At 39.7% G+C, this 19,215-nt stretch carries 18 protein-coding genes; 2 read left to right on the top strand and 16 right to left on the bottom strand.

What is annotated here, in order from left to right; translation table 11 throughout:
• Positions 1–46 precede the first annotated feature (46 nt).
• The 16 genes from ACEXOE_RS03215 to ACEXOE_RS03140 all read right to left on the bottom strand — a co-directional run bounded on the left by ACEXOE_RS03215 (position 47) and on the right by ACEXOE_RS03140 (position 14,932).
• Positions 47–1,315, bottom strand: coding sequence for an NRAMP family divalent metal transporter (locus ACEXOE_RS03215; RefSeq protein ID WP_394747282.1), 1,269 nt, complete (start codon positions 1,313–1,315; stop codon positions 47–49).
• 72 nt (positions 1,316–1,387) lie between these two features.
• Positions 1,388–2,023 (bottom strand): SanA/YdcF family protein, encoded by a 636-nt coding sequence (locus ACEXOE_RS03210; protein WP_394747281.1) that lies wholly within the window; start codon positions 2,021–2,023, stop codon positions 1,388–1,390.
• A 73-nt stretch (positions 2,024–2,096) separates the two neighbouring features.
• Positions 2,097–2,696, bottom strand: coding sequence for a hypothetical protein (locus tag ACEXOE_RS03205; protein ID WP_394747280.1), 600 nt, complete (start codon positions 2,694–2,696; stop codon positions 2,097–2,099).
• A 6-nt stretch (positions 2,697–2,702) separates the two neighbouring features.
• The gene (locus ACEXOE_RS03200) at positions 2,703–3,188 is read right to left on the bottom strand and encodes an RNA polymerase sigma factor (RefSeq protein ID WP_394747279.1); all 486 of its coding nucleotides are present in this window, start codon (positions 3,186–3,188) and stop codon (positions 2,703–2,705) included.
• Between the two features lie 152 nt (positions 3,189–3,340).
• Positions 3,341–4,228: a sulfate/molybdate ABC transporter ATP-binding protein gene (locus ACEXOE_RS03195; RefSeq protein ID WP_394747278.1), complete on the bottom strand. Its 888-nt coding sequence runs from the start codon at positions 4,226–4,228 to the stop codon at positions 3,341–3,343.
• Positions 4,225–4,896, bottom strand: coding sequence for a molybdate ABC transporter permease subunit (gene modB, locus ACEXOE_RS03190; protein WP_394748490.1), 672 nt, complete (start codon positions 4,894–4,896; stop codon positions 4,225–4,227). Before modB ends, ACEXOE_RS03195 begins: the two co-directional genes overlap by 4 nt.
• Positions 4,896–5,300: a TOBE domain-containing protein gene (locus ACEXOE_RS03185; RefSeq protein WP_394747277.1), complete on the bottom strand. Its 405-nt coding sequence runs from the start codon at positions 5,298–5,300 to the stop codon at positions 4,896–4,898. The genes modB and ACEXOE_RS03185 overlap by 1 nt, the downstream gene beginning before the upstream one ends.
• The gene (modA, locus tag ACEXOE_RS03180) at positions 5,293–6,105 is read right to left on the bottom strand and encodes a molybdate ABC transporter substrate-binding protein (RefSeq protein ID WP_394747276.1); all 813 of its coding nucleotides are present in this window, start codon (positions 6,103–6,105) and stop codon (positions 5,293–5,295) included. The genes ACEXOE_RS03185 and modA overlap by 8 nt, the downstream gene beginning before the upstream one ends.
• 77 nt (positions 6,106–6,182) lie before the next feature.
• The gene (locus ACEXOE_RS03175; RefSeq protein ID WP_394747275.1) at positions 6,183–7,247 is read right to left on the bottom strand and encodes a 3-oxoacyl-ACP synthase III family protein; all 1,065 of its coding nucleotides are present in this window, start codon (positions 7,245–7,247) and stop codon (positions 6,183–6,185) included.
• A gap of 169 nt (positions 7,248–7,416) precedes the next feature.
• Positions 7,417–10,266: an aminomethyl-transferring glycine dehydrogenase gene (gene gcvP, locus ACEXOE_RS03170; protein ID WP_394747274.1), complete on the bottom strand. Its 2,850-nt coding sequence runs from the start codon at positions 10,264–10,266 to the stop codon at positions 7,417–7,419.
• Between the two features lie 518 nt (positions 10,267–10,784).
• Entirely contained in the window at positions 10,785–11,339 is a 555-nt protein-coding gene (locus ACEXOE_RS03165) for a sigma-70 family RNA polymerase sigma factor (RefSeq protein WP_394748489.1), read from the bottom strand.
• A gap of 229 nt (positions 11,340–11,568) precedes the next feature.
• Positions 11,569–12,486: a TIGR01777 family oxidoreductase gene (locus ACEXOE_RS03160; protein ID WP_394747273.1), complete on the bottom strand. Its 918-nt coding sequence runs from the start codon at positions 12,484–12,486 to the stop codon at positions 11,569–11,571.
• Positions 12,487–12,496: 10 nt separating this feature from the next.
• Complete coding sequence (locus ACEXOE_RS03155) at positions 12,497–12,934, bottom strand: hypothetical protein (RefSeq protein ID WP_394747272.1); 438 nt, start codon at positions 12,932–12,934, stop codon at positions 12,497–12,499.
• A gap of 52 nt (positions 12,935–12,986) precedes the next feature.
• Positions 12,987–13,490, bottom strand: a complete 504-nt coding sequence (locus tag ACEXOE_RS03150) for a GbsR/MarR family transcriptional regulator (protein WP_394747271.1) — start codon at positions 13,488–13,490, stop codon at positions 12,987–12,989.
• A 146-nt stretch (positions 13,491–13,636) separates the two neighbouring features.
• On the bottom strand, positions 13,637–14,218 hold the full coding sequence (locus tag ACEXOE_RS03145) for a DoxX family membrane protein (protein ID WP_394747270.1): 582 nt from the start codon (positions 14,216–14,218) through the stop codon (positions 13,637–13,639).
• Positions 14,219–14,278: 60 nt separating this feature from the next.
• The gene (locus tag ACEXOE_RS03140; protein ID WP_394747269.1) at positions 14,279–14,932 is read right to left on the bottom strand and encodes a TMEM175 family protein; all 654 of its coding nucleotides are present in this window, start codon (positions 14,930–14,932) and stop codon (positions 14,279–14,281) included.
• Positions 14,933–15,108: 176 nt separating this feature from the next.
• Between ACEXOE_RS03140 and ACEXOE_RS03135 the strand changes: the two genes are divergently transcribed.
• Together ACEXOE_RS03135 and katG are read left to right on the top strand one after the other, a co-directional pair.
• A complete protein-coding gene (locus ACEXOE_RS03135; RefSeq protein WP_394748488.1) occupies positions 15,109–16,740 on the top strand; it encodes an ABC-F family ATP-binding cassette domain-containing protein in 1,632 nt (543 codons plus the stop codon).
• A gap of 234 nt (positions 16,741–16,974) precedes the next feature.
• On the top strand, positions 16,975–19,191 hold the full coding sequence (gene katG / locus ACEXOE_RS03130) for a catalase/peroxidase HPI (RefSeq protein ID WP_394747268.1): 2,217 nt from the start codon (positions 16,975–16,977) through the stop codon (positions 19,189–19,191).
• Positions 19,192–19,215 lie beyond the last annotated feature (24 nt).

Below are 19,215 nucleotides of genomic sequence, written 5' to 3'. Positions count from 1 at the left end.
TTCGCGGGGGAAGAAAATTTCATAAGTAGGTGTTGTTGTACTATATTTAGTCTTTTAAAACGATGACCTTTACACAATAGTATATGGCAAATAAAGATAAAAATAAAATTCCGGCATACGTCAATATACGTAACCCTAATTTAGGTCTATCTGCTTCGGGAAGGTCGGAACTCATCACATTTTTTAAGTTCATATAGCCTACCACGGGGGCTAGAACAAATGAGATAAAAGTGGCTAGGGCCACCAATTGTCCCATATTTCCGCTAAAGGCTGCTATCACAATGAAGTTTACCACCGCCAGTATGATTACTGTAAAGGCAAAAGATTGTTTTTTTCGCTCGCTATAGACTGTGGTTTTTGGGAAAAGCAGCTTTAGAATATCAATGATTACCCGGGCAACGGCATCGTGTGCCGTCATACAGGTGCTGAACATGGTAGCAAAAGCGGAAACAGCGATAAAAATATAGGCCCACTGACCAATGTTCGAAGTAAACAGATTTACCAGTTGGTCGGCAAAAATAACAGAATTGGTACTGAGCTCGGTATTTGTTCCATACAAGGTCATCCATCCTATAATAAGGAAAAAAACAGCGAATAAGGCCGTTAATATATACCCTGTATTGAATTCTTGTAAGGCTTCTTTTAAAGACAGTCTTTTTCCTGTAAGTTTAAATTTTTCAATGCTCCATAGGCTTACCCAACCTGAAGCTTCAACAGCAGTAGGCATCCAACCTACCAAACTGATTAGGAATAGAATACCGGCGTTCTCAAACAAAAAAGGGGCTTTGAAATCAGCTACAGGAGTAACTTTGCCATTAAATATGACCAGGGCAGTAGTGACAATCAAAGCAATGAACAATATGGAAACAACGAATTTTAGGGAGGTTTCTAAAAAAGCATAGCGTCCAATAATCAATAGGGCGCTGATAAAGATGAATAGACCCAAGGCCACAATGCTCACCGAAAAATCGGATATTTTAAATAGATTAATGAAGAGGCCTGAAGTTACTACATATAAAGCTGCCAATATGGTAAAAGTGGTTACTAGGGTAATGAGGGCGTAAATCCATAAATAGGTCTTCCCGCGTTTCAGATACCCATCGATCAGGCTTTCTCCGGTAATGGTCGTATATCTGATTCCAAATTCAAAAAAAGGATATTTTAGGACATTGGCCAGAACAATGGGAATAACCATGATCCAACCATATTGGGCGCCTGCTTTGGTAGATAAAACTAAATGGGAAGTTCCAATGGCCATACTAGCGAATAACAATCCTGGGCCTAGATTCTTTAGAAGCGTTTTTATCGTGGACATGCTTGGGTAACTTATGCCTCTAAAATAGGGTATTTTATTCAAACGATATGCGCTATATCACATCAATATTACCTATTTGATTTCTATTTTTTTGCCATAAAATTTAGGTTGTGTATTCAGCACAAGATCTACAAATACCTTTACCCGTGCAAAATACTCGCGCAATTGCACTTTTAAACCCTGTTTGGTAGAAACATCCTTGGCATTGTAGCCTACAGCAAAGAGGCCTTTCTTTTCGGCCAGGTAAACTGCCCGTTCCGTATGAAATTTCTGTGAAATCACTGTTACACTATCCAATCCAAAAACGGCCTTGGCGCGTACCATGGAATCTAAGGTCCTAAAGCCCGCATAATCCAGAAAAATTTTGTCTTCGGGAATGCCTCTGGCCATGAGATCTTTTTTAATGGTCGTAGGTTCATTATAATAAATACTTCCGTTATCACCACTGACTAATATATACTCTATTTTATGGGCATTGTACAAACGTATTGTTGCATTGATCCGAAACGTATAATAGGGGTTTGCTCCACCTTCGGCCAATCTTTTGGCAGTGCCTAAAACAAGGCCTACCCTGTTTTTGGGAAGATTGTCCAAGTCATAGAAGGTTTTGCCTTTCACCGACCTTTCAATGGCGTAATTGCACAGGAGTAGAATACTTAACGGTGCAAAAACCATAAATAATACTACATTCCTGATTTTTTTCTTCATATATCTTCCACCAAAGATGACCTTAAAGATAATGAAAGCTGTAGGAATTCGTATAGAATTTCTGGACCTTAACTTATTCTTTTAATTCTTCCAAGATGGTATCCGATCGTTTTATGACCCCTTTATAACATCTTGTGACAAATGCGATAAATAGAAAAAAGAACAGGATTCCAAAAGGCAAACTATACAATAATTTGAGGTTAAAAATTTCAAAGAAATCTTTGTCATTGAATAACTTGGAGAATACCGGAATGGTAAGAAACATAAAGACGAAACTTATTCCGATATTTATTTTTTGAAAAAAAACAAAGCGTTTTTTTTCTTTGGCATAGGTTTCCAGAGTTTGCTTATAGTTATTTTTGGAAATATCAATACGTTGCATGGCCCGTATTGTCCTTAGGGAAGCAATGGGTAAAAATGCCATGATCAAAGCACATAGTACGCCTGAAACCTGCAACGGAAAAGAGTCCAATCGGCGAAAATTGACCAATAATAATATAAGGGCCGTATAACAGATAAATGTGCCTATTTTTTCGGGCCATGCAATTTTATTCCATTGATTTTTATAAGCTTGTTGGGTCATTTTTAAAATAATATCGTTCGTTAATTTTTTTTGTGTCTCCAATTGATCGCTCATCTGAGACCAGGCTGCTTGCATTTCTTCTAGTTCCATAAATGATTAGCAATTTGTCATTTGTTTTTTTAATTTTTGTTTTATGCGGGAAATACGTGTTCCTACATTGGTAGGGGAAAGGCCAGTGATATCTGCGATTTCCCCATATTTTTTTCCTTCCAATAGTAATAGGATCAATCCTTTTTCCAGATCACTCAACAATTTGATCTGTTTGTATAGTTGCTTTAATTGTTCTTCAAGCATGGGGTCGTGAACCTCGTAACTCAAATCAATATGATCTAAGGGAACGGCATGCCCTCTGCGTTTGTTCCTCCTTATATGGGTAAAAGCCGTATTTAACGCTACCCGATACATCCAAGTGCTGATTTTTGCATCCCCGCGAAAACGCTCATATCCTTTCCACAATTGGTATACAATCTCTTGGTATAGATCTTTTTGGTCACTGGAATTGCTGGTATATACACTGGTAATCTTGAAAATGACTCCCTCATGTTCCTTGATCATCTGTATAAACGCTCCTTCTTTGCGCATTAAAGAGTATAGTTTGTACTATTAGTATCCCGTTGTTTTAAATTGTCACACTTTTTATGAAATAAATCTTTCGAGGGGCATTATTTGCATTGAAAAAAATAGTGCTACCTGTTTTTTTTGGCAACATCACAAACTTTTGTGCTTGTGTAATGTTATTTTTTAGATTGTTCTATTTTGTACAGGATAGGGTTAAATGCTTTTGAGGCTACCAAGACGCTATCACCAAGCTGTAGTCCTTCAATTTCAGAGGAATCTGCTATAACTTTAATAATAGTATTGTGAACAAGAACAGTAACGATATACACCACATCTTGCTGTTCAATAGCTAGGACTTCGCCGGTAACACTGAATTTTCCACTAATTTTTTTCTGGATGAATACTTCTGTAGGGGTACCTTGCCGTGTGATTGTTCCATTTTTTAACACCACAACACGGTCAGATAATTTAACGATCTCTGGGATATCATGACTGATGAGGATTGTGGTTAAGTTAAATTCACGATGGACCCGAAGTAGGTAGTCTTGTAGTTTTTTTCGAATCTGAAGGTCCAAAGCAGAAAACGGTTCGTCCAAAAGTAAAATGGATGGACGTTGCACTAGGGCACGCCCAAGAGCAACACGCTGCTGTTGTCCACCGGATAAGGTCTGGGGCTTTCGGTCCTGCAACTCCCCAAGGGCAATGATATCCATGATTTCTGCAATGATTCCTTTATCTTTTTTTTGAGGCAATGCAAATTCTAAATTTTGACGAACCGTCATATTGGGGAAAAGGGCATAATCCTGAAATACAAATCCAATTTTTCGTTCTTGAGGACTGCGATTGATTTTTTTTTCTGCATGGAACCAAATCCTATCCTTAACCACAATACTTCCGTGATCAGGCTTTAAGAGCCCGGCCAACATGCGCAAGGTGGAGGTTTTTCCGGCGCCGGAATCTCCGTATAGGGTGATGAATTCCCCTGCTTTGATTTCAATGGGAACATGGAGCTTCATACTGCCCGAGGCTGCTTGCAGTGTTTTGTGGATATCGATTGCTATCATTTCAAAAATCGTTTTAGATAACCTCCGTTAATAAGATACACCGCTAGCAAAATGCAAAAAGTAATGCAAAAAAGGACTAAGGAATAATTATTCGCAACATCATAATTTAGGGCCTCTACTTCGTCGTAGATCGCAATGGAAGCCACTTTGGTTTTTCCGGGAATATTTCCTCCGATCATAAGAACGACTCCAAATTCGCCGATGGTATGGGCAAAACCAAGAACTATTCCGGTGAGCAAGGATGGCTTTATATTGGGGAGTAAAACCCGAAAGAGGGTAGTGAGTTTTGTTTTTCCCATAACATGCGCCGCATCGGTCAAGGAAGAAGGAAGATTGGAAAGGCCAGATTGAATAGGATGAACCATAAACGGTAAACTATAAATAACAGAGGCTAGAACCAGCCCCGTAAAGGAAAAGACCAATTTAAGTCCCACCCAGGTGTCGAGCCAATTCCCAAAAGCATTTCCCGGACTAAAAGCCATTAGAAAATAGAATCCCAAGACGGTTGGAGGGAGCACTAAAGGCATACTCACCAAAGTTTCGATAACTGGTTTTATTCTTGATTTAGAGTTGACCAACCAGTAGGCCAAAGGAATGGAAACCATTAAAAGAATCACTGTAGTTACAGTGGCCAGTTTAAAAGTTAAAAATAAAGGTTCCCAATCCATCATTGTTCTGATAACATTATTTCGTTCAATTTAATCATGGCAACAACAGGAAGTCCTACAGTTAATTTCAGTTGTGTTATCGCTGCGGTACTTACAATAGATACCAATTCCCCAACAGAAGAGTTTATGGTCACTTTGCTGATCAACACCCCTTTGTCCAGTTTTTTTATTGTGCCCTGAATTCTATTCTGAAGACTAATAGCAAGAGGCTCGGCAGCACCAAGAACAACCTCAGTTTCTTTAAAGATAGCCCGTATGGGATGTCCTTTAACCAAATAAGGGGCAGTTTTTGGGGTTTCCACAATGATGGTTTTTAAAAAAACCGAGGTGCCAATTTTCAGACTGACCAGGGATAAACCTCCATGGACTTCAATAGTAGTGATATGTCCGCTTAAACTATTCATCTATAGTATATCCATAAGTTTTTAGTATTTCAGCAGCAGTATCCGAAAATAGAAATTCATAAAACTGTTCGGCGGCTTTGTTTGATTTTTCTTGTCGTTTGATAAGAACCACTCCTTGGGCAATGGGACTGTGAAAATTGGAATTCAAGGGAGCCCACTGTCCTATATCTTTAATTTTAGGAGAACGAACTACAGCCATTGCGGTAAAACCGATGTCTGCAGATTGCGACATGATAAATTGATTGGCCTGGGAAATACTTTCCCCATATACTAACTTATGGGTTACTTGGTCCTTAATCTTATAATGCTCTAAAACTTCCATAGCGGCACTTCCATAAGGGGCAGATTTAGGGTTTGCCAAGGCAATATGATCAATATGTTCTTGTGTTAAAGATGCCATATTTGGATCTAATCCGACTATGGTTGTCCAAAGTACCAACTGCCCATAAGCATATATTTTAGGAGGACTTTCCGTAAAGCCTTTGGAGAACAATTCTTGAGGGTATTTCATGTTTGCCGAAACAAAAACGTCATAGGGGGCGCCTTCTTGTATCTGGGCAGTAAGTTTTCCTGAAGAACTTATGGTCAGTTCACATGTAATTTTGGTGCTCTCCGTAAATTTTTTACTAAGGGCCTCCATGGCAAATTGCATATTTGCTGCCGTAGCAATGACTACTTTATTTACTGAAGGATTACTTTGCCCGCATCCATACAAACATAGGAGAAATATAAAAACAAAATTGCGCAGTTGTTTGCTGTTTTTCATAAAGTATACCTGTAAGGATAGTAAAGCTGCGAGCCGCATAAAATTACAGTTTTCAATTCCTTTTGGCAAGTTGTGCTATGGGAAACAGGGGAAATAAAAAGAAAAGCTGGGAAAAGCTAATAACGATACACAATAGTGTTGATATTCATCCCCGCCCCAACACTCGCAAACATAATAACGTCACCTTTTTGAAGATCCTGATGTTCCAATGCTCCTTTTCGGACCATATCAAAAAGAGTGGGTACTGTAGCAACCGAACTGTTTCCGAACTGGCCAATATTCATGGGCATAATACCTTCAGGAGGTTGACTGCCAAATAAGCGGTAAAAACGCTTTACAATTGCTTCATCCATTTTTTCATTGGCTTGATGGATAAATATTTTTTTGATTTGATGAATGTCTACATGGCTATTGTCCAAGCATTCTTTCATAGCTTGTGGCACCTTGGAAATGGCAAACTCATAAATTTTTCTGCCATACATTTTAATATAGCGGTTGTCATCTCCGGAAGTCTTGGCATAGGAATCCCCGAAGAATAGATAGTTGGCCTCATCATAAGCGTAAGTAGCCGAAGAATGGCATAGAATGTCACCGCTATCCTCATCTTCCTGTGCTTCTAGAATAGTTGCTCCAGCACCATCGGAATAAATCATGGAATCCCGATCAAAATCATCGATGACACGGGAGAGTGTTTCTGCACCAATGACCAGACACTTCTTGGCCATACCACTTTTTATAAAGGCATAGGCTTGGATCATTCCTTCTACCCAACCAGGACAGCCAAAAATAATGTCGTAAGCAACGCATTTTGGATTGCGAATCCTTAAATGATGTTTTACCCGTGTAGCTAAACTGGGCAAGGTGTCGGTTTGGCATTTCCCATGCGTAATGTCGCCAAAATTATGGGCAAAAATAATATAATCAAGGGTTTCCCGATCAATCCCTGCATCCTCAATAGCCTTCTCGGCTGCAATAGCGGCAATATCCGAAGTGTTGAGGTTGTATTCTGCATAGCGCCGTTCCTCTATTCCGGTAATGGCCTTGAATTTCTCAATAATAACCGTATTGTCTTGTTCAAATGCAGTACCGTCACTATTTAGGAATTTATGCCTACCAAAGTTTTCATTTGGTACAACAATAGGGGGTAAATAGCAACCCGTACCAGTAATGCCAATATTCATACAGTTTTATTCTAAGGTTGGTACAAGGTAAGCTAATTTTATTCAAATTACTATGCATGCATAATAATTAATACGATGCCCAGCAAGAAAAATAGAGATTATGCAACAAAAAAAAGCGTTTTTCCGTTTAGGGAAAAACGCTCGTAAGTACTGTTTTTATTACGATTTTCTATGCTTCTACATAAGCTTCGATAGGAGCGCAGGTACAAATTAAATTACGATCGCCATACGCATCGTCTACTCTTCTTACACTGGGCCAAAACTTATTTTCTGCAATATAATCCAATGGGAAAGCTGCTTTTTGACGATCATATGGTAAATCCCAATCGTTTCCGGTCAACATTGCCAACGTATGTGGAGCATTTTTTAGCACATTGTTCGGGTTGTCTATCGTGGCCGCATCAATTTCTTTTCGTATGGATAAAAGCGCCTCACAAAAACGCTCCAGCTCTGCTAAACTCTCACTTTCTGTAGGTTCTATCATTACTGTTCCGGCAACGGGGAAGGAAACAGTAGGGGCGTGAAATCCATAATCCATTAAACGTTTCGCGATATCAGTAACTTCAATACCATTTTGTTTAAAAGGCCTGCAATCCAAAATCATCTCATGTGCAGCTCTTCCTTTTTCGCCTGTATACAGCACATCGAAACTACCTGAAAGTCTGTTCTTTATATAATTTGCATTCAATATAGCAATCATGGTAGCTTTTTTAAGACCACTTTCCCCAAGCATTTTAATGTAGCCATAAGAAATTAGGCAAGCTAACGAACTACCCCAGGGAGCAGCTGAAATTGCCGTAATGCTTTTTCCTCCTCCAGTGGGAATAACCGGATTTCCTGGCAAGAAAGGAACCAATTGCTTTGCCACGCAAATTGGACCTACTCCAGGGCCTCCTCCTCCGTGGGGAATAGCAAAGGTCTTATGCAAATTTAAATGGCAAACATCTGCTCCAATGGTTGCCGGATTGGTGAGGCCAACTTGTGCGTTCATATTTGCACCATCCATATATACCTGGCCACCATGATCATGTATGAGTTGGGTAATCTGCTTTATGGAAGATTCAAAAACACCATGTGTAGAGGGATAAGTAATCATCAAAGCGGCTAAATTGGAAGCGTGCAACTTTACTTTTTCTTCCAAATCCGTAACGTCTATATTTCCACGGTCATCCGTTTTGGTCACCACAACCTTCATTCCTGCCATTACAGCCGAAGCAGGGTTGGTTCCATGGGCCGATGCCGGAATAATACAAATATTTCTATGCTCTTCCCCTCTAGATTCGTGATAGGCGCGAATAGTCATTAAACCTGCAAGTTCTCCCTGTGCTCCGGAGTTTGGTTGCAGGGAAGTTCCGGCAAACCCGGTAATTACATTGAGTTGCTGCTCCAGTTCTTTCAACATAATTTGATATCCTTCGGCCTGTTCAAGGGGAACAAACGGATGTATATTTCCCCATTGTGCGGAACTTAATGGGAGCATTTCCGAGGCAGCATTTAATTTCATGGTACAGGATCCCAAAGAAATCATAGAATGATTCAAGGCCAAATCTTTTCGTTCCAACTTCTTGATATAACGCATCAATTCCGTTTCCGAGTGAAAGCTGTTAAAAACACTATTTTCCAAAAAACTTGTAGTACGTTGCACGCTGTTCGGAATAGCAGAAGAAGTGTGTAATTCGTTTACGGTGAGCGGAGTTTTTTCCAAGGCTTCGGAAAAAATGTCAACAATGCGCTGTACGTCTTTTAGCGCGGTAGTTTCGTTTAGGGAAATTGAAAGTGTCTCTGAATCAATATAATTGAAATTCACTTGATGTTTTTCCGCAATAGGACGAATACGTGTTGTATCTACTTTAAAGGTAATAGTATCAAAGTAAGAAGTATTGGTTTGATAGATGCCCAACTTCTCTAGGGTATCCGCAAGCGTTACAGCCGCTGCATGTACATTTTTAGCAATATATTTTAATCCTTGGGGGCCGTGATAAACGGCGTACATTCCTGCCATTACAGCCAACAATACTTGTGCCGTACAAATATTTGATGTTGCCTTGTCCCTTTTAATATGTTGCTCCCTAGTCTGCAAGGCCATGCGCAATGCCTGTTTGCCATCTACATCTTTGGTCACCCCAATGATTCTTCCAGGAATATTTCTTTTGTAGGCTTCTTTCGTGGCAAAATATGCTGCGTGCGGCCCACCATACCCTAGAGGAATTCCAAAACGTTGCGTTGTTCCCACAACAACATCGGCACCAAAATCTCCTGGGGCGGTCAATAAAACAAGACTAAGGATATCGGCAGCTACCGCTATTTTGATATCATTTTCCTTGGCTTTTTGTGCAAAAGAAGCATAATCATAAACCTGTCCATGTTTTCCTGGATATTGTAATAATACCCCATAGAAATCTTCGTCAAATGTAAAGGCCTCATGATTGCCAACAACCAATTCAATACCTAAAGGGGCTGATCGTGTTTTTAAAACGGATAGTGTTTGTGGTAATATCTCTTCGGAAACAAAAAACTTGAGCACTCCATTTTTTTTCTGGGTTCTGCTACGAAGATCAAATAGCATCGTCATTGCTTCCGCAGCAGCAGTACTTTCATCCAAAAGAGAGGCATTGGCCAATTCCATCCCAGTAAGGTCACAGACCATGGTTTGAAAATTGAGCAGGGCTTCCAAACGCCCTTGTGCAATCTCTGCTTGATAGGGTGTATATGCCGTATACCAACCCGGATTCTCAAGAATATTTCTTTGAATAACCGATGGAGTGATACAGCCATGGTATCCCAAACCGATATAGGTTTTGAATATTTTATTTTTTAAGGATAGCTGATGAATGTGTTCCAGGAATTCATGCTCACTCATAGCGGCATCGAGTTTCAAAGGTTCAGAAAGTTTGATATCATCAGGGATGGTTTCAAAAATCAACTGATCTAAATTTTCCACATCGACTACTTTTAGCATATGCTCATAGTCTTTTTCCTGAATACCTATGTGGCGAAAAGCAAATTCATCTGTCCTCATAATGTAAAGGGTCTTTTTCTAAAATTACGGTGGACAAAATTAGGGATTAATTCTTTGAAAACTATTATTTTGTTCTTAGTATCAGTATTAAAGTTTTTAACGAAAAAGGCAGGTTATAAACAGCTTGAGGGCTTTGATTCGTAAATTGGCCCAGATGTAAGAAAAAAGGGTGCTCTTAGGGAGAATTTAGAGCAGAAAAAAACTCTGGTCATGTTTGAATCCATATCACCAGAGTTTTTATTTTATATCATTGAAATCCCTAGATTGGGATTTCACGAAAGAGAAGTATTAAAATTTTCCTTTTAACTCTTCTTTCATGCGTAATTTTTCTTTTTCAGAGAGGCTCTGCAAGTGTGCATTTTGACATAGTGTCGTAAACTGCGTATTTTTTGCAGAATATTTAGAACATGTTTTGCAATAGGCTAAATGAAATCGAAGTTTTAATTTTTCGAACCACGAAGCCTCGTTATACTGACTTTTATTACAAATGATTGATGCTTTCTCACAAGAAATCATAGCTAATACCAATTTTGATTAAGGCAACCCATAAGAGCGGTTCTCGCTCTATGGATCATTACCCAAAGGTTAGACGGATTAATTCCCAATTCATTACAAATATCTTCCGTACTAACCCCCTGAATCGTTTTCATAGTGAAAACTTGAGACTGTTTTTGGGGCAATTTAGCAATACATTCGTGAATAGCCAAACCTAATTCTTCGTTCTCAATGGCATTGTTTTCCAATTTGCTAAAAGGATCGGCCACCTGTTCCTCGAGCCAATCTCCTTCGGAATCACTATTGGAATTATAATTGACCCTTACCTCGGCTTTTCCTTTATTGGAGTTTATTTTTCTGTAATGGTCAATTACCTTGCGTTTTAGAATAGCAATAAGCCATGTACGTTCGGCGGCATCACCTTTGTAATTTTTCGCGGAATTTAAGCCTGCAAAAAAGGTTTCTTGTACCAAATCTTTGGCAATTTCAGAATTACTTACTCGGGATACTGCGTAATTGTAAAGATAATCTGCATATAAGTCTACCCATTTTTCGGGTTGAAGTTGATGCTCTACCATGTGATCTAATGCCATAATGTTGTCTGTTTTCAAAGATAGGAGATAAAAAGTTAAAAACTGTAATTATCTTTGCTCTAATCGGATATACTTTTAACGCGATACCTTGAGAACTATCTTCAGATTTAATTTGATACAAACAAAATGAAAACTTATCACAGAGTTTTCACAAAAGACTCCAATAAGTGTTTGTAAATGTTAAAATTATCATAATCATTTAATTTTTAGTAGGTTATAGTCGATGAAGACAGTTTTTTATCGCACTTTTTAAAGTAGGATGGTTGTAGGTGAAGCCATGATTTAACAGTATTTTGGGGATGACATTCCTGCTTTTTAAAACCAACTCTGTTTCAGTTCCTATGATGTTCGCGCCTAGGTGAAGAAGCCATTCCGGTAATGGAATTCCCCAAGGTCTTTTCAATGCATTTCGGAAGGTTTTCATAAGTTCAGTATTGGTGGTAATCTGTGGCGCTACAATATTAATGGGGCCTACTAAGGTTTCATGTTCCATGATGTACTCCAGACTACGAAGGAAATCCTTTAAGTGAATCCAACTAAATTTTTGATTTCCGCGTCCCTGGCGACCTCCCAAACCACACTGTACAAGCATTTTCAATGGTTTGAACGCCCCTCCCTGTGGTCCGAGAACAATACTGGTTCTAAGGGCCACTTTTCTTGTTGTGGGAGTAGGGTGTTGGAAAAAGGCTTTTTCCCATGCCCTAGCTACTTCAACCGAGAATCCATGGCCAATTTCCCCTTGGGATTCGCACATTTCAAGATCTAGGGAATGCCTGTAAATGGTAGCCGTGGAGGAGTTTAACCACAATTTTGGCGGATGTTGGGCTAGTGCTATAGCCTTTCCCAAAATAGTGGTGGAGTTCACTCTAGAGTTTAGTATAGTGACCTTATTCTTTGGTGTATACCTACAATCTACCGATTTTCCTGTTAAATTGAGGAGTACATCACAATGATTAATATGAGAGGCCCATGGTCCTAGGCTTTCGGCATCCCAATGCATGTAATCCAAATTATTTGAGGTACGACTTTCCCCACGGGTAAGAACGATGATTTTTTCAAACATAGTTGCAAAATGTTGAGAACAGGCCTGACCTAAAAATCCGCTACCTCCTGCGATGACCAATTTTTTCATAACGTCAATTTTAGTGTATAAATAGCATTAAATTATGTACAAAAAGCCATGAGAACACCACCATAAAGAGAACGAACAAGCAGTTCATACCATAGCTGCCCACTTTAAATAAGGTTTTTTGTGGAATGTCGTACATGGGGTAATAGGCAATTTGCGTAAGCACTTTACCTATCCAATACGCAGCAATGAGTAAGCTAATGGCCAAAGCAAGCTTACTGCCGTTTTGAAGTTCTTCCGTCAATGTTAAGGCGATGATACCAAAGGAGAAATTTAACCCTTGAATATACCTTCCATAGGTCTTTGCAATCTCCTGGTTTAATGGTTTTAGTTGTTTTACATCGGTATACCAGTCAAAAACATGGTGTCTTATATAGGGATAGATCAGAGCGGTAAAGATTTGACCAAGACCCCCAATGATGATAAGATAATGAAGGATGTGTAGTGTCATTATTTTTAGTTTTAAAGTTTCAGAAAATATTGAAAGTATAGAATAAATTTTTTTACTTCATAAATTTTAGAATAGATTTCGTAAGCCAGTTTTGCTCCCTATTGACCATCTTGTGCAACATACTGTCCGCCGTTTGCGCCAAGTCGTGCAGGGCTTTGGTCTGTGTAATGAGTTCCAGAGCCTCTTTACTACCATCGTGTTTTATGCTGGATACTTCCTTTAAGGTTTTTATAACCGGCTGTATTTCCCTTCTACTGCGTTCTTTTGCAATAATACGCGCCAATTCCTGTACATCTTTTTCTGTGGAGAAATACTCTTTCCGTTCACCCATCCTGATTTCTTTGGAAACAATGCCCCAATCGATCAATTGCCTTAAATTGGTGCTGGTGTTTCCTCTTGAAATTTTAAGTTCTTCCATGATTTCTTCCATGGATAGTGAGGCTGGAGTAACAAAAAGTAATGCTTGTATTTGCGCCATGGCCTTATTAATGCCCCACAATGTGCCTAAACTTCCCCAGGTTCCTATAAATTTCTCTTTTGCCTCCTTGAACTCCATAAAGCAAATATATTAATATTTCTGAACTTTCAGTAATTATTGAAAGTTTATTTTTTAATTTTTAGATGAAATACCAATATACTCGAAAAATGACAGCTAATATGTATTGACAATATGAAGGACGATATGCCTAAGGCAGGACTTTGTTAGAATCCAAAAAGAAGACGTAATAAAGCCCCCGGAAGCGCCCCGAAAAACTCTAAAGCTAATGCCATTACCGGTAATATAAGGTAAGCCCACAACGGAAATCTAAACTTGGTGTTCACATTATTCCAAACGGCATTCCCTATCAGGGCCATTTTATCCTTGTAATGCCATAAAATTAGAAAATCCAAAAGTATATAGAAAGAAAGGCGCCAGGTAAAAGCATAGGCCATGGCCTTGGGCATAAAGGTCATGTCTATAATTAAAATAGTACTCACTATAGGGAGAAAAAGAAAAGCTCCAACAAGGGCAGTTCTATTCACCATCAATAGTAGGCCGCATACAAGTTGGGAGATTCCAACGAAGGCTTTAAAGGGTTGCTGGTCAAACAAATACCAAGAAAGTTTAAAAAAGCTCAAATCTTGCACGGGAGTGGCCAATTCTTCAGGAGTGATACCAAATTGTCCATCGGTTAATTTGCCATAGCCATAACTCAGGAATACAAAACCAAGCAGAAACCTACTTACAAGAATAAAATAATCCCAATACTGGGCTTTAGAGATACTTTTAAGATATGTGATCATGGCGTAATTCTTGGTTTGGTGTACATTGACGCCCTATAGGTCTAGCCTTGCCCTACAATGTTACAGCTGTGCTGTTTTTATCTTTTTCTTGAAGTAACGATTGCCAAAGAATTGAAAAATAAAAATCAAAATAAATGCCATCCGGGCCATATTTGGCGCAAAAGGAGCCAACACAGCAGCAAATCCCCATACGAATACGGCATTCAATGCTCTAAACTTTAATAAAGCTCCGGTGATTTTATCCAAACCATTATTCCCCATTTCTTTTTGAACAATGGCTCTTATGATGAGGTAGTTGAAACTTCCTAAAAACACCAGATTGAGGCAGTAAAAAACAAAAGGTGCCGTACCATAAAAATCACCGACATAAATGGCTGTGGAAAAAGGAATGAATACCACAAAAAGTAAAAGGAAAATATTGAGCCATACCAATCGTTCACTCATGGTGGTAACAAATTTGTAGATGCGTAAGTGCGACATCCAATAGAGTGCAATGACGAGAAAGCTTACCAAAAACCCAATGAAACTCGGAATGCGATTGGAAAGAATTGATGAGAACTCCATAGTATTCAGCGTTTCACTGCTTGGCACTTCTATCTCCAGAATCAGCAAGGTCATGGCAATAGAAAAAACGGCATCACAAAATGCGGCTATTCTATTTTTATCGTATACGAAGGTGGGAAGCATATGATTTGGTCTAGTTGGTCTTTGCACAAGATACTGTTTTATGACATAAGATACCAATAGCTTTGTGCTGTACTGCCTTTTCTGGGGTAGAATTTTAAAAAATGGATAACGACCTGACGTCCTTACAATATTTTGCAGTTTTCCTGATTTTTCCACCAACGATTTTAGTAGTTTTGCGGCCAGCAAAGAAAGAAGAAATAGCGATGATTTCAGTAGACGGATTGGAAGTAGGTTTTAGTGGACAAACATTGTTCAGTAAAGTATCCTTTGTAATCAATGAAAATGATAAGATTGCCTTAATGGGTAAAAATGGGGCAGGGAAATCGACCCTAATGAAAATTGTGGCCGGAGTACAAAAGGCCAATAAGGGGCATGTTAGCCGACCAAAAGATACGGTGATTGCCTACCTGCCGCAGCATTTATTAACCGAAGATGATTGTACGGTATTCGAGGAAGCGGCAAAAGCCTTTGCCCATGTCTTTGAGATGCGCGATGAAATGAATCGCTTGAACCAAGCGCTGGAAACTCGTACGGACTATGAATCCGATGCCTATATGAAAATCATTGAGCAAGTGTCCGAGTTAGGGGAGAAATACTATGCCTTGGAGGAAGTAAATTACGATGCTGAAGTAGAAAAGGCACTTAGGGGCCTTGGTTTTAAGCGAAGTGACTTTAATCGTCAGACCAATGCGTTTAGTGGAGGTTGGCGTATGCGTATTGAATTGGCTAAAATACTACTTCAAAAGCCAGATCTGATCTTGTTGGATGAACCTACAAACCATATTGATATTGAATCCGTGGTGTGGCTGGAAGATTTTTTGGTGAATAAGGCCAAGGCAGTGATGGTGATTTCCCACGATCGAGCCTTTATCGATGCCATTACCAATAGGACCATTGAAGTGGCCATGGGACGTATATACGATTATAAGGCAAATTATTCACATTATCTTCAATTGCGCGAAGAACGCAGGGCGCATCAATTAAAAGCATACCAAGAGCAACAGAAGTTCATTGCAGATACCATGTCTTTTATTGAACGATTTAAAGGGACCTATTCCAAAACCAATCAAGTAAATTCCAGAGAGCGTATGCTAGAGAAATTAGAGCGTATTGAAGTGGATGAAATAGATACTTCGTCCTTAAAACTTCGTTTCCCTCCAGCGCAACGTTCTGGGGATTATCCGGTGACGGTAAAAGATTTGAAAAAATCTTATGGAGAACATATCGTATTTAGCAATGCTAATATGTCCATAGCAAGAGGGGAGAAGGTCTGTTTTGTGGGACGCAATGGCGAAGGGAAATCTACGATGATCAAATCTATTTTAGGAGAAATCGATGTAGAAGGAACCTGTACTTTGGGACATAATGTCAAAGTAGGGTATTTTGCGCAGAATCAGGCAGCTTTATTGGATCCGGATTTGACCATTTTTCAAACCGTGGATGAAGTGGCCAAAGGCGATGTGCGTACACAGATAAAAAACATTTTAGGGCGTTTTATGTTCGGGGGAGACGATGTGGAAAAAAAAGTAAGCGTGTTATCAGGAGGCGAAAAAACACGTTTGGCCATGGTGAAACTGCTTTTGGAACCCGTAAATCTACTTATTCTTGATGAGCCTACTAACCATCTGGATTTAAAATCAAAAGATGTGCTGAAAGAAGCGCTCCTATCTTTTGATGGGACACTCGTTTTGGTTTCGCACGATAGGGATTTTTTACAGGGCCTAGCGCAAAAAGTGTTTGAGTTCAAGGAACAACGGGTCATAGAACATTTTGAAACTATTGATGCTTTTTTAGACCGAAATAGGATTGAAAGTGTAAGGGATATTGACCTGTGATCGACAATCTTGTAAAGGTTGGAAATTTACCGTTGACGATCAATTGATCGGATGCTATCTTAAGTCGATTTTTTTTTTAACAAGACTAGAGTATATCGTTAATCTATGATTTTAGATTTAAACTATAGATTTTGTTTATACTACGGTTGCATAATTAAATGAGGAACTATTGTAAGCAGGGGAACTATTGGGTAAATTTGCGACTATTGAAGGCATAAAAACAATTATAATACTATGGAGAACAACAATCACATGAACGGGGACATCAGCAAATGCCCATTTATGGGTGGTGCGCAACCAACCACCGCTGGTAGTGGTACAACAAATCGCGACTGGTGGCCAAACGAATTGAAACTGAACATTTTGCGTCAGAATGCAGAGAAATCCGATCCTATGGGAAAAGATTTCAATTATGCTGCAGCATTTAACAGTATTGACTTTCCAACGTTAAAGCAAGAAGTCATTGATTTAATGACAGAATCTCAAGATTGGTGGCCGGCAGATTATGGTCACTACGGTCCATTTATGATTCGTATGGCATGGCATAGTGCAGGTACGTATCGTGTTGGTGATGGACGTGGAGGTGCTAGTTCAGGGTCGCAGCGATTTGCACCCTTGAACAGTTGGCCAGATAACGGAAACTTAGATAAAGCACGCTTGTTATTATGGCCGATCAAAAAGAAATATGGAAGAAACCTTTCTTGGGCAGATTTATTGATCCTAGCAGGAAACTGTGCCTTGGAATCTATGGGCTTTGAAACTTTTGGTTTTGCCGGCGGACGTGAAGACGTTTGGGAACCGGAACAAGATATCAACTGGGGTTATGAAAATGTTTGGTTGGGAGAAGATGAGCGTTATGAAAACGAAAGAGAATTAAAAGGATTTTTAGGTGCGGTCCATATGGGGTTGATCTATGTGAATCCTGAAGGACCTAGCGGTAATCCAGATCCAGTAGGTTCTGGTCATGATATTAGAGAAACGTTTGGTCGTATGGCCATGGACGATGAAGAGACCGTAGCCTTAGTTGCTGGTGGACATACATTTGGAAAAGCTCACGGAGCTGCCGATCCTGATAAGTACGTAGGTGCAGAACCACATGGTGCACCGATCGAAGAAATGAGCACAGGTTGGAAAAATACCTTTGGTACAGGAGTATTGGACGATGCCATTACTAGTGGTATTGAAGGAGCCTGGACGCCAAATCCAACACGTTGGGACAATGAATATTTTGATGTATTGCTTAATTATGATTGGGAATTGACGAAAAGTCCTGCTGGAGCACATCAATGGACGCCTACTGCAGCTTCTCAAGCAAAAATGGCTCCTAAGGCTGGTGATGCTTCACAGACACAAGCTTTAATGATGACCACTGCTGATATGGCTTTGAAAATGGATCCGGCATATTTGGAAATTTCAAAACGTTTCCATGCCGATCACAAAGCTTTTGAGGATGCATTTGCAAGGGCTTGGTTTAAGTTGACACACCGTGATATGGGACCTATCTCTCGTTACTTAGGTCCAGAAGTTCCTAAAGAGGAATTGGTTTGGCAAGATCCTATTCCTGCAGGAACCAGTGCTTCTGTGAATGATGCGGATATTACAGGGTTAAAAAATAATATAGCAGCGTCCGGCTTGAGTATTTCCGAATTGGTATCTACGGCTTGGGCTTCTGCTTCTACCTTCCGTGGATCGGATAAGCGAGGTGGAGCCAATGGAGGACGTATTCGTTTGGCACCTCAAAAAGATTGGGCAGTAAATAACCCTGCGCAATTAGCAAAAGTATTGGATACTTTGGGAAGAATTCAAGAAGAATTCAACAGTACCTCTGGTAAGGAAGTCTCTATTGCAGATTTAATTGTACTTGGAGGATCTGTAGGTGTTGAGCTAGCTGCTAAGAATGCGGGTCACACCATTAGTGTACCATTTACACCAGGGCGTGGAGATGCTTCTCAAGAGCAAACAGACATACAGTCCTTTATGCATTTGGAACCACGTGCCGATGGATTTAGAAACTATATCCGAAATGGTGAAATTGCTGCTGCAGAAGAATTATTGATCGATCGCGCGCAGTTGTTAACCCTTTCTATTCCGGAGATGACGGTCTTGGTTGGAGGTCTTCGTGTTATAGGGGCCAATTATGATGGTTCCAAACATGGTGTGTTTACAGCAAATGAGGGAAGTCTTTCCAACGATTTCTTTGTAAATCTTTTGGACTTTGCGACCACTTGGAGCTCAGCTTCAGAAGACGATTCGGTATTTGAAGGTCGTAATCGTGCAACAGGAGCGGTACAATGGACAGGTACTAGGGCTGATTTGATTTTCGGTTCAAATACAGAATTGAGAGCCATTGCCGAAGTATATGGTTCAGATGATGCTCAAGAGCAATTTGTAAACGATTTTGTTGCTGCTTGGACCAAGGTAATGAACCTTGATCGTTTTGATGTAGCTTAATAGCTAACGTTATATGATAAGATA

This window comes from Spongiimicrobium salis (genome assembly GCF_043678055.1).
GTDB lineage: Bacteria > Bacteroidota > Bacteroidia > Flavobacteriales > Flavobacteriaceae > Spongiimicrobium > Spongiimicrobium salis.
Note: the sequence above shows the minus strand (reverse complement) of the source record. Positions and strands in the feature narration are given on the sequence as shown.

Coding starts and splice junctions, on each gene's coding strand:
- ACEXOE_RS03205 (WP_394747280.1), bottom strand. CDS start 2,696: ATGGAACTAGAAGAAATGCAAGCAGCCTGGTCTCAGATGAGCGATCAA.
- katG (WP_394747268.1), top strand. CDS start 16,975: ATGGAGAACAACAATCACATGAACGGGGACATCAGCAAATGCCCATTT.
- ACEXOE_RS03145 (WP_394747270.1), bottom strand. CDS start 14,218: ATGATCACATATCTTAAAAGTATCTCTAAAGCCCAGTATTGGGATTAT.
- ACEXOE_RS03155 (WP_394747272.1), bottom strand. CDS start 12,934: ATGACACTACACATCCTTCATTATCTTATCATCATTGGGGGTCTTGGT.
- ACEXOE_RS03175 (WP_394747275.1), bottom strand. CDS start 7,247: ATGAATATTGGCATTACTGGTACGGGTTGCTATTTACCCCCTATTGTT.
- modB (WP_394748490.1), bottom strand. CDS start 4,896: ATGGATTGGGAACCTTTATTTTTAACTTTTAAACTGGCCACTGTAACT.
- ACEXOE_RS03135 (WP_394748488.1), top strand. CDS start 15,109: ATGATTTCAGTAGACGGATTGGAAGTAGGTTTTAGTGGACAAACATTG.
- gcvP (WP_394747274.1), bottom strand. CDS start 10,266: ATGAGGACAGATGAATTTGCTTTTCGCCACATAGGTATTCAGGAAAAA.
- ACEXOE_RS03215 (WP_394747282.1), bottom strand. CDS start 1,315: ATGTCCACGATAAAAACGCTTCTAAAGAATCTAGGCCCAGGATTGTTA.
- ACEXOE_RS03210 (WP_394747281.1), bottom strand. CDS start 2,023: ATGAAGAAAAAAATCAGGAATGTAGTATTATTTATGGTTTTTGCACCG.
- ACEXOE_RS03165 (WP_394748489.1), bottom strand. CDS start 11,339: ATGGTAGAGCATCAACTTCAACCCGAAAAATGGGTAGACTTATATGCA.
- ACEXOE_RS03200 (WP_394747279.1), bottom strand. CDS start 3,188: ATGCGCAAAGAAGGAGCGTTTATACAGATGATCAAGGAACATGAGGGA.
- ACEXOE_RS03185 (WP_394747277.1), bottom strand. CDS start 5,300: ATGAATAGTTTAAGCGGACATATCACTACTATTGAAGTCCATGGAGGT.
- modA (WP_394747276.1), bottom strand. CDS start 6,105: ATGCGGCTCGCAGCTTTACTATCCTTACAGGTATACTTTATGAAAAAC.
- ACEXOE_RS03150 (WP_394747271.1), bottom strand. CDS start 13,490: ATGGAGTTCAAGGAGGCAAAAGAGAAATTTATAGGAACCTGGGGAAGT.
- ACEXOE_RS03195 (WP_394747278.1), bottom strand. CDS start 4,228: ATGATAGCAATCGATATCCACAAAACACTGCAAGCAGCCTCGGGCAGT.
- ACEXOE_RS03160 (WP_394747273.1), bottom strand. CDS start 12,486: ATGAAAAAATTGGTCATCGCAGGAGGTAGCGGATTTTTAGGTCAGGCC.